Origin of the sequence: Synechococcus sp. PCC 7335 (genome assembly GCF_000155595.1) — a bacterium.
In the GTDB taxonomy this organism is placed as follows: Bacteria; Cyanobacteriota; Cyanobacteriia; order Phormidesmidales; family Phormidesmidaceae; genus Phormidesmis.
On record NZ_DS989905.1, the window covers coordinates 516,955 to 529,929 of the forward strand.

Sequence of the window (12,975 nt, forward strand, 5' to 3'; positions counted from 1 at the left end):
TAGTACTCGAAACTGCGTAGAAGTTAGGCCCTTCTTTTACCCCACACTACCTTCACACACGCCATAGATTACTGTTACTCCTGCTGTATAAGCTGCTTTTATAAACGCCAATGCAGGAGCAACTTAACCTAGAATTGAATATCTACTCTGCGCTAAGACATACATATACTCGGTTGATTAGACGTTATTAAAATTCAACTGATTAGTCGTTACCAAGTTGGGGGAAAATTCGATGTCGTCTTTGTCCGTTCGTTTGCCTCTCACTGTCCTAAGCGGAGTCACCTGTTTGCTTCTCGGTGTTAGCTGTACTTCAACTAATGACTCTGCAGATGGACCAGCTCCTTCAAAGGAAGCGCCACAAACGCAAACGACTCAAGAAGAGGTAAGCAGAGAAGAAATCGCCTCCTTTCAACCAGCACCGAATCAAAGCGCTGAAGAAGAGATATCTTCTGAGTCTACTTCTTCTAACTGGGCAGAAGACATCAAACAATGTGCAACTTGGCAAGACTTCATTGCCTACAACGAAGAAAGTCCAGTCGCACCAGACCTACCATTTCCTTCTCCACCAGAACGATTCTTGAATGGATGTATAACAGCAGACGCAACAGGCTCTGCTTTGAACATATACATCACAGAAAACGACTTCGACAATGGCACAGTTATGCCAACGGTACCAGATAGCAAACTTGTCCGTGGGTTCATTCCCGTAGCCAAGATCTCCCGAGGTAGACATCAACGTTCAACTCCAGATGAGCCAGAAAAGATGCATATTGGCTTCTCTTCTCGTCAAAGTCGTCCTAACACAAGCGAAGGCTACTACGAGGTTTTAGAAGACAATGGCTATGCTTCCTATCAGTACCTCTTTGCAAATCATTCAGATGTTCCCAGTTGGGAACTGGCTGAGATGCTTGAAGAGGTAAAAGCAGAGTGGGAAGCTAACTACTGAGACTGAATCGATAGACTTGGAATGAAGTCCTATCTATTGACACAGAGAACAAGTATCGTAATTCAGACCTTTCGGACCATAGAAAAAGCATGTCTTAGTCGATGTCTCACAATAGCTTGCTTACAAAGTCTTAGACGATACTATTGGGACATCCCTAGATACTCTCAACAAGTAGGTCGGCTCTTTCTATTGAGCGCTACCTGTTCCAATAGGAGCTGAGACATGCTCGTGAACCATCACCCAACTTGATACTGTCAGCCCTGAGTAGCCAAAATAAAGGATTCGGCCAGCTGATAGGCTAGGTGCGATCAGCTCTACCTCTACCTCATGGATTGTCCGCATTGCCACTCGCCTCATATCTCGCAGCTCCAGCGCAAAACCCATCTAGGCTATACCATGTTTCGCTGCAAACGCTGTCGCCGGACGTTCAATCAGCGCACAGATACGCCATTTAATTTTGTGGAAGTCCCAACAGACATTATCTTCCAGGTGTTGCTCTGCCGCGTCCGCTATAAGCTCAGCTATCGGGATGTGGCTGAGTTCTTTTTGCTTAGAGGCTTTCAGTTTACCCACGAAACTGCAAGGGATTGGGAGGAACGTTTCCTACCTCATTTTACAGAGCAGATTAGAACAAAGCGAAAGGGCAAAGTCGGCAAATTATGGATGATTGACGAGACTTACGTGAAAGTCTGTGGGCAGTGGTGCTACCTCTACCGAGGCATTGATGAAGATGGCAATCTGGTAGACGTTCGCCTTAGCAAAACTCGCGACATGGCTGGCACCAAAGCCTTCTTTGCTCAAGCCATCGATCTGCACGAGGACGCTCCTGACAAGGTCGCGACCGATGGCTTAGCATCTTACCCACGGGCGATTGAAGAAGACTTAGGTGAGAAAGTTCAGCATGAAGTCCGCCCCTGCACAGCCAATCCAGTTGAACAAAGTCATCGGCGCATCAAACGCCGCTATTATCCAACCCTGGGGTTCGGTGAGTTTGAGGCTGCGCAGAGATTTTGCAGAGCAGTCGATGAAGTTGGCAACTTCCTGAGGCCTCGTAGCCGAATGGCAGAATTCGTGTGCCTTGGCGATCGCAGAGCGCAGTTACTGAAGGGAGTTGAAGAATTGGAAGATCTGTTCCAAGCTTCCTAAACAGAAATAGGGGTAGGTGCGATCACACTACTGATGAGCAGGTGAATTGTGGCTACTCAGTCCTGACAAATTCTGGTGTAGTGCTCGATATCCTGATGCAGCGATGCCGCAATAAAGCAGCCGCGAAGAAGGTTTTCCGAAAACTGCTTAAGCTAGCAGGCTTTGCCCCTAGAGTCATCGTTACCGATAAGCTTAAAAGCTACGGGGCAGCGAAGAAGGAATTATTGAAAAGCGTAGAACACAGACAGCACAAAGACTTGAACAATCGAGCTGAGAACTCGCATAGACAGACTCGAGTTAGGGAGAGGCGAATGGGCCGATTCAAATCGGTGGGTCAAGCACAGCGCTTTCTGTCAGCCTTGGAACCGATACGTGGTCATTTCCATCCCCATCAGCACAAACAGACGGCTTCAGAATATAGAAAAACGATGCGCCAGCAGATCGACAGTTGGAGATTGATCGCAGGGGTCGGCGTGATCGCATAGGCCGAGCTGATAACACTAAATCAATAAATCTGTTCTAAATTTGGCCAGTTAAGAGTAACTTGTCGATGCCTACCTGGAATTTAACAACCGATCGCTACAAACAGTTTACAAATCAAAACAGAAACCAAATACTGAAATACTCTTCTCCTTAGTATTTTCTGCTGTTGGTTTTACACTGACTTTTCCGTTAACCTTGCGCAAGTTGGTCATCTAAACACCCATGTTTTTGAAGCAGGGGGGGGATAGACAGATACCATCCCGAATGCCATTAAATGGGCCTGACTTTCCTTAGTTAACAGAGCCTGTGCTAAGCCCTTTCCAATAGTGGCTCGGGTATTGTCCAAAGGATAAATAATGGCGAGCGGATAGGCTAAGGCATAGTCACCTGAGCGAATGACGTCTGCATGAGGAGAATAACTGCCTTTACGAACACACAGGTCACTTTCTGGCGTTACCACCTTCCCCGAATCAAAAACCAGCGGTGATATGGTCTGACGGCCATCTGCTAAGGCTAACGGATATACGGAACATTGGCCAAGTGCCTGACTCAGGGGAGCAATGGCAATACTACCCTCGTTGCGACTTTCAAAATCCTGCAAAATCTGACGGAACATTGGCAGAATTGGCTGAGGTTGTTCTACTAGAGGCTGTCCATTGGTAATTAAGGAACTTGCTGATGAGCCAAAGGTAGTCTCTGAAATAGTCAGCTGTAGAAAAATCTCTCGATTGGTTTCATCGTCAGACCAGTAGCGCCGCACCGGTAGGTTAATCGGGCTTAACTGCTCCCAGTTTGTGATTTTGTTAGCATACAATTTTTTTAGAACAGTCATCGTTATCTTGCCATTAAGAGCTGTTGGCAAGCTGCTGTCTCTCTTCGCGTAGCTAAAGGCCACCACCGGCACTAGGCTATCATAGGCAATGATGGTAGCTGTTACATCGAGGGGCAATGGCCCGATCAGGGGCAGAATGGCAAAGTCGGCCTGGCCAGATTGCACGGCCGTAATCGTAGCCGCCATTGATGTATCCTCACAGATATGGGATTGATCATTGACATGACACCACTGATTAAAAGATAAGTCGGGTTGAAGCGCTGCGGCCGGTTCTAAAAGGTCAGAGCTTGGGGTAACAATATTGCTGCGACTCGTAGATTCTAGTAGGGGTTGAAATAGCGGTTGCCAATAGGCCGAATTGGGTATGGCGTAGGTATACTCGCCTGAAGGAATGCCATCCACATCTTCGATGCAGCAGGGGGCCAAGACTATCTGTGCTTGTGTTTGTTGGGATCGCCAGACTATCCACAGCAGGCCACCCAAGGCTCCCAACACTAGGGTACCAACGGCGACAAAGGGAATTATCTGTCGGTACCATGTTTTTTCAAGAAAGTGTGTTTTCGCGTTCCGCTTTTCCAACTGGCTAGTGACGGGCTCAGGTGGTAGTTGGCGTAATCTATTACGGGCTGATTCAGCACTATTAAAGGTAGCGTCAGGGGCAATGAGTTGACGGATAAATTGTTGTAGGGCTTTATCTGTTGTTTTGGGCCAATGAGCGTCAAGGTAAGGGTTGAGAGAAAAACCGTGTTCATCTACGGTCATGCCATTAAGCACCCAAAAAGCTACCTGTCCAAGAGCACTCAAATCATCCTGAAAACTGAGCTCATCTTGTGCTCTTAGATCACTTCGCTCGATAATAGCGGGATCAAAGAGGGTGTTCCAAAGAAGAAAGTCCGTAACATAGACAAATCCTTGAGGAGAGCTATCGCTGGCATTGGCTGCCCATAACAAACTATTGAGATTCAGGTTGCCATGAATGACACCCTGCCGCACTTGACCGGTGGGTACGGTGAAGCGTTGTTGGTGTAAAAAGATGAGGGTTTGAAGGGATTGGTCGAGCAGGTCTCGTACCATTGAGTTGGTAAAAGGACCGTGGTGAGCACAAAACTGATTGAGGGTAGGTGCACGGCTCAAATCAGAAGTAATTAAAAAACATCGCTCTCCAGTGGGATCGGTGATGGCATCTAAGGGAACAACCATGCGGATATCTTGGGCGCGTCCATCGGCGAGGACAATACCAGCGAGCCCGATGAATTGTTCTTGATAGCGTCGCTGTTCGTCTAAGTTAAAGTATCGCGAAGGAAGGAGATATTCTTGAATAATGATAGAGTCTCCGGACCTCAGGCAAATGCCGTCGTAGAGGCGGCTAAGACCTCGGCGACCCAGCGGCTGACTAATTTTGTACTGGCCATGTTTACCAGTGAGTTGTTGTTCTGGGGTGAGCCAGGCAGGGAAATAACAAGATTGGCATATAAGGCTGGTAGGTTCACCAGGCGTACTGATATGTTCTTGGCAGGTGAGGGGGTCGTTATGAGTGCAGTAGTATTGGCGGTAATAAGGATGGAGGGGTTGAATGACATCTTGCTTCTCCACGGCTTTATTCTCTACTGTCTTTGAATTGGAAGGGAGATTTTCGTCTGGCAGCACTTCTAGCTTAATTTTTTCTAAAGCTGCTTGAAACCAGTCTACTCTCATAAGAGATTGATATCGTGAAATCCGCTGAGGTAGTGGCAACTTGAGCAAGTGACGTCGAAGAAAACTAGTCGTTAAGGGCTCTAGAATCATGTAGCCGTCCTCAGGAAATAAAAAGTATTTATCCAGATGTCAGAGACTCTCTGACATCAGCGGTTCTCTTGAGATATTTATCAGAATATATTTTCTAATTTTACTGAAAAACATCTCTCGATAAGGTCTGATTACTTAATATCACAATTAAGCGAAAAGAATACTTCAAAGGCCTTAGTAAATATTATTTGAGAGTATTTATTACATAATGTTTCTGACAACGACAGAATTAATCGATATTGTGTGGGAGTTTGTAGTATAAGGGTGCTAAAGGGTGCGTCAATTAGATGAAGCTAAAAAGACCAGGAGACTAGGTGATTAGCAAAAAACTAACAGTCGCGATAGACATCGCTTCTAAAAGATACGTTTTACCTTATGAGAAAACAGCTCGCTTAAAATAGTTTTCTCTAAATAACTAAATTAGTGTAATTAGTGTAGTAACTACTATGAATATAAAAAAGTGGTGGGGAATTTCTAATTCTATTTCTCTCTTATTCTTGATACTAATTGGGGGAATGTGGGTTTATGCTACCCACAGCTACAGCCCGAATCAAGACCAACTAACGAAAAAGACAGAGGTTGATGCCTATTTGTCTGAATTCTTATCCGATCGAGAAAATGACGAGGTACCCACTGGCGTCTTTATCCAATCACTTAAGTTTAACAATTCAACAGAGGTTAACTTTACAGGCTATATTTGGCAAACCTATGATAGGGCCTACACTGCAAAGTATAAGAATCCGGAAGATATTCCAGTTGGCTTTGTTCTGCCTGAGGCTGTTGAAAGTGAAAGCAATGGAGCTCCCAAGTTTGCATACAGAAAGGTGAAAGGTAATAAGGAGGTTATTGGCTGGTATTTTGAGGCGACCTTAAAGCAGAAATTTGAATATTCAAAATATCCTTTTGATCATAAGAATGTCTGGGTTCGGTTGTGGAGTAATGATTTTAAGCCGAACAAGGTTTTGGTACCCGATTTCGATGGATATGAATCCACTGATCTCGAGAAAGCTTTTGGCTATGATACAGATATCGTCTTAGGTGATTGGCAGCTTTTAGAAACTTTCTTTGACTATAAAGAGAAATCTTATAATTCTAACTTTGGCATTTTTGAAGACGATGAGCTAAACGCTCACCCCGAGCTTTATTTTAACGTTGTGCTCAAGCGGCGTTTCTTAAATTCTTTTGTTGTCTACATTTTACCACTAGCGATTATTGCCTGCTTAATATTTGCGACCTTAATGATGATTACGAAGGATCCTAATAAGGAGTCTAGTTTGGGTATGAATACTAGCGGTGTGATTGGCGTTTGCTCTGGTTTATTTTTTATTGTGCTGTTGTCGCAGGTCCAGATTCGGGAGCAGTTTGCAGGGTCTGATATTGTTTATATTGAGTATCTTTATCCGTTAATGTATTTATCGCTGTTGGGGGTTTCGGTCAATTCTTATTTATTTGCGTTGCCGGACAATGGAAATAATCGGCTCCTGTATTGGATCCATAAGGATGATAATGTGCACCCGAGGTTGATATTTTGGCCATTGTTGTTAGGGAGTGCGACGGTGATTACGGCTTGTGCGTTGCTACCTGAGGAGAGTGGGCAGGATCAATCAAGGCAGGGGCAGACATTTGGGGGGGAGAAGATTCAAGTAGCTGAGATGGTAGAGGTTTCGGATGTTTTTGACATTTTAAGAACAGAGAAGTTAGAGGGTTAGTTTTTTAGAGGGGATGCATATGAGTATCTATTACCGCTACCTTTGTGCGGATTTATCCGTGCAAAGATTGGATGTTTTGATTCTCTCTTTATTCTTCCATAGCTGTAGTCAACGTCTCCAAAGTCTCCTTTGCCAACTCATCCTCTGGATTCAACACCAACGCTGCCCGCAAATCCTCCATCGCGGCTTCATCCTCACCTAAATAAAACCGCGCTATCCCGCGTCCCGTCAACGCAGCCGCGTATCTCTCATCTAGCACTAACACATGGCCGTAGGTTTCAATCGCACCCTCATAATCTCCCAACGCCGACTGAGCTGCCCCCTTGTTATACCAAACCTGCACCGACGAATCATTTATCCGGATCGCCTCTTCTACCGACACGAGTGCTTCGCCATAATCTCCCATCTCCCACAACACCATACTACGATTGGTCCAAGCCCAATGATTATAGGGATTTAATCCTAGTCCTCGATCATAGGCCGCCAATGCCCGGGGATATTCAGTTCGCGCCCGAAAAATTAACCCGCGTGTAAACCACACATCGTCGGAAGAATCATCTATCACCAATGCCTGCGTATTCGCATCTATTGCTTCATCGTACTGTTTTAAATACCAATAAATAATGCTCCGCTGATTGAAAGCCGCTGCATAGTTTGACGCTAATCCCACCGCCCGATTACTTGATGCCAGAGCCTCCTCATACTCACCTTTTCCCGTTAATGCAATGCTGCGCTCATGCCACGCATTGGCCAGGGTATCATCACCCCAATCACCATCTCCTGATAACGCTGCATCACAGGCCGTCAAGGCATCCTTATACCTGCTCAACCGATTCAAAACTCGGCATTTACCCAGTAGTGCTCTAGCAAAATCTGGCTTAAATATCACGGCCTGTTCGTACGAGACTAATGCCTCTTCGTTATGCTCAAGGTTATGAGCGAGGTTATGATCAAGATTCTCTAACACCTGTCCCTGGGCAGCCCAAATGAATGCATTCGTCGGATCCAGACCCAGCACTCGATCATAGGCAGAAATCGCTTCGTCAGGTTTCTCTTCCTGAGTGTGAATTGTACCTAAGAGAGTCCAAGCGATTGCCGGGCTCGCCTCGCCCCATAGCTGATTAGCTGCCAATGCTCTCTCACAGGATTGATTCGCTTGAGAGGTCAATAACAACATCAAATGAGCCTCACATTTTTTGGTGAGGGCAAACGCATACTGGGGCTCTACAGACAGAGCAAGGTCATAGGCCTGTACTGCCTGAACATAATATTCTTCTTGGGCCAAAATGATGCCACGGTAAACCCAGGCTAATGAGGGATTCCTCTCCCCCCAGTTATCATTGACTCTCAGGGCCTCATTACAACGTTCTAGAGCCGCTTCGGCTTGGTTGAGGGCGCCATAGGCAATGCATTGGTAGGTCATTGCTAACGAATGAGCCGCTTCAAAACGTAAGGCTTGATTAGCCGATGCGATCGCCTCTGAATATTGCTCTGTATTGAGTAAGATTCCGCTGTGCTCTACCCAAATATTTACATCTTTTGGCCTTAGAGCGATCGCATGCTCACAGGCTACAAGTGCTTGTGAATACTCTTCTTCTTTTTCTTCGGCAGTGGCCTCTTTTGCAGCACTGATATGGAGTTTGCACAAATTCTCCCAATACTCAAAATCTTCGATCCCCTCTCCCAGGAGAGATGTTTGCGCCCAGGTTACAGATGGCATTAAAAGGAAAAGCATTACCGGAATGGCACAATGCCAGATGCTCCGGAGCATCATCGTTCCACTTACCGTCACCCTACTCAACATTGCTCTTTTTCCTCAATGCTTAAGGTACTGATTGCGAGCCTGCTTCGCATGGCGTATGGCAGCATCCAAGGCATAGCGATCGCTACCTCGGGTGCCATACTGTAGCTTCTCTTGCTCCAGTTGTTTAACCTGATCCGCCAAGGTTTGCTCTCGACTCACCACCACCGTGGCCATATCATCAAACACATCCGCCAAAACGCTAAACTCATCAGGACGTTGCATCACATCTGCTAAGGTGGCTGGATTAAACTGATGTTGTTTAATGTCATCGGCAGCCTGGTTTAGCTTTTCAATCGGCTGTAACATATAGCGTGCAGCAGCAAACGCCAAAAGTGAGGCAACAACCGTAGTCACACCTCCCCAGAAAAGTGTTTGACGAGTGTTCTTGTTGAATGTCTTGGTATAAGTATTCTTAGGAATCGTGACCACAATGAGCCAATCGCTAAAACTGCTATCGAGATTACTATTTACGTCGAGATTATAAACATAGGCGAGTTGTGCTTGCCCTCCATAGTTAAAGGAAAAGCCATCAGAAATCATATTGCTCGATGTATGGTCTGCGATTCCGTTATGACCACTATTTTTTTGTGATAGTTGGCTAATCATTGCTTTGAGCAATGGGTTGCTACTTTCTTCTGCTTTGACACGTGTAAAAGTATCTCCCTCACCACTAAATAGATTGGCATCATTGGATGCTGCAATCAGAGCACCTGTCTTTTCTAAAATGAAAGCTTCTCCTTTTGAGCTTTCGGTTAAGTCATCGAGAAACTTATTTAATTCTAGTAGAGAAATATCACTACCAAAAACGCCCTCAAGTTGCCCCGAGGCATTGAAAAAGGGTGTAGCACGAGTAAGCACAAGGTTAGTACCATCCTGGGCAACATAGACCTGGCTCCAAATAGGTTGTTGATGCTTTTTCGCATTCTTATACCAGTCCTGAGCTTTGGGGTTGTATTGAGCATCTGTGGCTTTGATCGTCACAGGGTTTCCATCATTATCTGCCAGATAGGTGATGTATTGATCCTGGGTTGCTACATCCTTGATCTTGATGATGTGTTCTTCCTTTGTTCGTTCGCTGTAAGCTATGTGACCTAAGCGGTTGCCATAGAAAAAAATTTTGGGCAACTGCTTTGACTGTGTAATTCGCCAAAAATTATTGCTCAGCGCGCGCATATCCTGAAGATTGAGAACGCCACTATTCGCACCAGCCAAAGCACTTTCAGAGAGAGAAATAGGTGCCTCTAAATAGCGAAGCACTTCATTTTCAATATTCTTGGCGACTTCCTTGCCGATAGTATCAATTGAATCATCAATGGCCCGCTTTCCGCTGATATAGGCTAATGAACTGGTTAGCGCGATGCCGATGACAACTGGTGTGACAACAAACAATGGCAACGTCCAACGAATAGAAATAATCCGTCTTTTTTGAGGGCGAGTTGGTGAGGTCTCTACATAGGCCTCAACAGGCAATGGTTCTGACATAGCGAGGGCTCTTATAAAAAATATTAATAAGGTAAATGAACTCAGTTTTTTAGCCCAGAAGGGTTATTCTTCCTAGCACGTTACTCCACCGCCTAATGCATTACTCCAAGAGAGCAGGTAGAGGAGGTAGTTCCACTGGGGAGACTTGACCAGGTTTAGAGGTGACGGGTGGTCCTTGAACAGAGCTTTCAGGATTGCCTTCTCCATTCGACTCACCATTGCTCCCAGCTGCTCCAGCTGATTGTTCACTGTTGCCCGTATTAGCCACGATCTCTGGTGGTTTTTCGGGTGTAGGATCGTAGGGGGTAATGCTCAGGGATCTTGTCTGCATTTCCCCTACTGAATTGGTCACCTGTAATGTGAGGAAAACTTCTCCCGAGTCAAACCTGAGTGGAATGGATAACGAACCTTTTGGTTTTACATGGCCTGGAGCCGGTAGGAGCATTACCTGAGTACCTGGATTATCTTTCACCTCCCACTCCAAGCTCACCTCTCGTGAAGGCTCATTATCAACGGCTACGAAAAATTTACCTGAATATTCGGGTGACTCAGAAGTGGAAGAGATGAGTTGTGCCCCCTCGTACTTAAGCGATAGTATTTCGGGTGGACGAGGATGCACTTCTATTGGATCGCTCGTGGCTATAATGGATTGCTCTAGAGATTGTTCCCGAGGAGTAACAATCACATCAATCGTATAAGTGCCTGCTTGGCGCAGTCCTGTTGGGACCTTAGAACACTCTAAAATCTGCTCTTTATCAATACTGCAATCTGCTGTAGAGCCCAACTTTTCGGGAATTATCTCCTCTAACTTATTCGGATCCTCGGGAACTTCTTTAAATTCATATTTTGCAGACCTAGCTACAATAGCCTGCTCAGCATCTCGCACAACGAGTTGAATAGCACTAAGTTGCTCAGGATGGCTGATGCTCCAGTTGAGGCAAACCTCATGATTATTTTGGGGTTCGGTTTCTGGTGGTGATGAACAGAGATTGTCGTGGCCTGAGGGAGCCTCGGATGACTCTAAATAAGATGTCTCAGAAAAGGCTAGTTCTAAAATGCTGGGTAACGGTCTTGGAGGGATTGGTGCAATTGAAATAAGGGAGGTCTCGGCCTGAGTCGGAATCGCATTACGCCCAGGCTTAGGAATAACCTTGAGAATAAACTGATACTCCCCGGCTCGTTTGGCATCTGTGCGAACGTTGCGACAGGTGAGATGCTGCCGCCGCTCGATACAAACAGGTTCGAGTTCTGGCGGTAATTCTTCTTTGCTAAGATCAAATGTCAAGGGGCCACTTAATCGGGCACCCTCCACTGACTGCCCAATAATTTCGAGCTGTTGAATGCGACGGGGATTGCTAATTTTAAAGCCAACAAAAACGGTATCGCCTTGACTGGCCTCATAGGCCGGACTTTCGGGTGCGAAGCGTAAAACGGTGGCAGGAGGTCTGGGAAAAAGAAACAACCACCAGGCCAGCCAGAGTAAACCTAGGAAAGACCCTACGAATAACCATATAAAGGGCAAAATTTGCCACCAGGGACGAGCCTCCCACGTGAGCAGTCCCTGCATCGGATTCTCTGGCAATGGATTTTTAACGGGGTCCGTTGCCACCACCTCAAACTGAATCAACCGCCCGCCACCAAACAAAGGTCGTTGCCATGGATGTTTGGGTTGCACAGTGACTTCACTGATCAATGTTTGTTGGGGTGCTAACGTTAATGAGTCAGGTCGAATCTCATAATTGCAGAGATCGCTCCCTTCTAGGCCCACAATTTGGAGGTCTAATGTTCTGTTGGTATTACCTTGATTACTGGCCTGAATACTGTAGATCCCTGGTTGGGATTGAATGCGGCTAACAAGGGTGCGAAATCGCATTGTGATTTGATAAACCGGCTGAATATGGATGTAAAGAACATCCAGTAACTTGAGGTCAGGATTACTTTTAGAATTGAGCTGGAGTGAGACCAGCATAGTTTGCGACAGGGCATCGAGAGGTGGGGTCAGGGTCAATAAAATGACACCTTCCATATCTGGATTGAGCTCTAATTCTGTTTCCACGATCGCTAATCCAGGCGCTCGAAATCCTTGGGGATAGGTGATCGTGACCCACTCCTCTGGCAAATCCGTGCAATCTAGACAAAAGCTATCGACTCGGTCAGATCGATTATAAACATAGACTTGAAATTGAAGTGGATTACCGGGTAGGGTTTTAATCGGTTTGGTGTGGGTTGTGACCGGTTCTACCGCAAAAGTGGGATCATTTTCCCGTAATACGGCCTGGGGTGGTGGTAACACCTTTAAGATGTGCTCAGATCGCTGAGGGATACTATCAGGATAGTGATTGGGAGAATCCACAACCAACCAATAGTGATAGGTTCCTGGAAGTGCGGTCACTGGAATGTCAAAGCGAAAAGTGACATCTTCTCCTTGGTCTGGATCTAAGGCAAGGTGGGTTTGAGTGGCTTCACTCCAGGGTTGGATGGCAACGGGCAACTCATCGAGAAAGATATCGATAACAGCACCTTTATCGCCTTTATTCTTAACAGTGATGCTGAGTTCTAGAGAGTCCCCTGGGAAGACTTGCTCCTGTCCTGATGATGAGATCATGACACCAATGGGATCAGTTGCCAAGCCATGGTTAAGGGAAACTTGGGGTAATGCTTCCATTGGCACAGAATAGCGAGTCATGGTGGAAACCAGGGGTAAGGTAGGCTGTAAAAAAGAACAATGACCAGGAGAGAATTAATCATGACGGCCATTCAACTGACGGCCATTTAACCATCATTTATC

General features: G+C 45.9%; 9 protein-coding genes. 4 read left to right on the forward strand and 5 right to left on the reverse strand.

What is annotated here, in order from left to right; all coding sequences use genetic code 11:
* The first annotated feature begins 232 nt into the window (after nt 1–232).
* Nucleotides 233–946 carry a hypothetical protein gene (locus S7335_RS22040; RefSeq protein WP_006457987.1) on the forward strand — a complete coding sequence of 238 codons (714 nt, stop codon included), beginning with the start codon at nt 233–235 and terminating at the stop codon, nt 944–946.
* Between the two features lie 186 nt (nt 947–1,132).
* Here S7335_RS22040 and S7335_RS28575 read toward each other — a convergent pair whose 3' ends face one another.
* Nucleotides 1,133–1,330, reverse strand: a complete 198-nt coding sequence (locus S7335_RS28575; protein ID WP_198011489.1) for a hypothetical protein — start codon at nt 1,328–1,330, stop codon at nt 1,133–1,135.
* Between the two features lie 12 nt (nt 1,331–1,342).
* On the opposite strand from S7335_RS28575, the gene S7335_RS22045 reads away from it, so the two are divergent.
* Both S7335_RS22045 and S7335_RS22050 read left to right on the forward strand, forming a co-directional pair.
* Entirely contained in the window at nt 1,343–2,092 is a 750-nt protein-coding gene (locus S7335_RS22045; protein WP_006457764.1) for an IS6 family transposase, read from the forward strand.
* Nucleotides 2,093–2,133: 41 nt separating this feature from the next.
* Nucleotides 2,134–2,577, forward strand: a complete 444-nt coding sequence (locus S7335_RS22050) for a DDE-type integrase/transposase/recombinase (RefSeq protein WP_006457921.1) — start codon at nt 2,134–2,136, stop codon at nt 2,575–2,577.
* Between the two features lie 206 nt (nt 2,578–2,783).
* Here the strand turns inward: S7335_RS22050 and S7335_RS22055 are convergent, their stop codons facing one another.
* Nucleotides 2,784–5,102, reverse strand: a complete 2,319-nt coding sequence (locus S7335_RS22055; protein ID WP_157620629.1) for a hypothetical protein — start codon at nt 5,100–5,102, stop codon at nt 2,784–2,786.
* Between the two features lie 536 nt (nt 5,103–5,638).
* Here S7335_RS22055 and S7335_RS22060 point away from each other — a divergent pair.
* A complete protein-coding gene (locus tag S7335_RS22060; protein WP_006458200.1) occupies nt 5,639–6,901 on the forward strand; it encodes a hypothetical protein in 1,263 nt (420 codons plus the stop codon).
* An 88-nt stretch (nt 6,902–6,989) separates the two neighbouring features.
* Here the strand turns inward: S7335_RS22060 and S7335_RS22065 are convergent, their stop codons facing one another.
* From S7335_RS22065 to S7335_RS22075, 3 genes are all read right to left on the reverse strand, one after another.
* Entirely contained in the window at nt 6,990–8,705 is a 1,716-nt protein-coding gene (locus tag S7335_RS22065) for a tetratricopeptide repeat protein (protein WP_006458307.1), read from the reverse strand.
* A 12-nt stretch (nt 8,706–8,717) separates the two neighbouring features.
* Nucleotides 8,718–10,187: a cache domain-containing protein gene (locus S7335_RS22070; protein WP_006458035.1), complete on the reverse strand. Its 1,470-nt coding sequence runs from the start codon at nt 10,185–10,187 to the stop codon at nt 8,718–8,720.
* Between the two features lie 100 nt (nt 10,188–10,287).
* Nucleotides 10,288–12,873, reverse strand: a complete 2,586-nt coding sequence (locus tag S7335_RS22075; protein WP_006458336.1) for a hypothetical protein — start codon at nt 12,871–12,873, stop codon at nt 10,288–10,290.
* Nucleotides 12,874–12,975 lie beyond the last annotated feature (102 nt).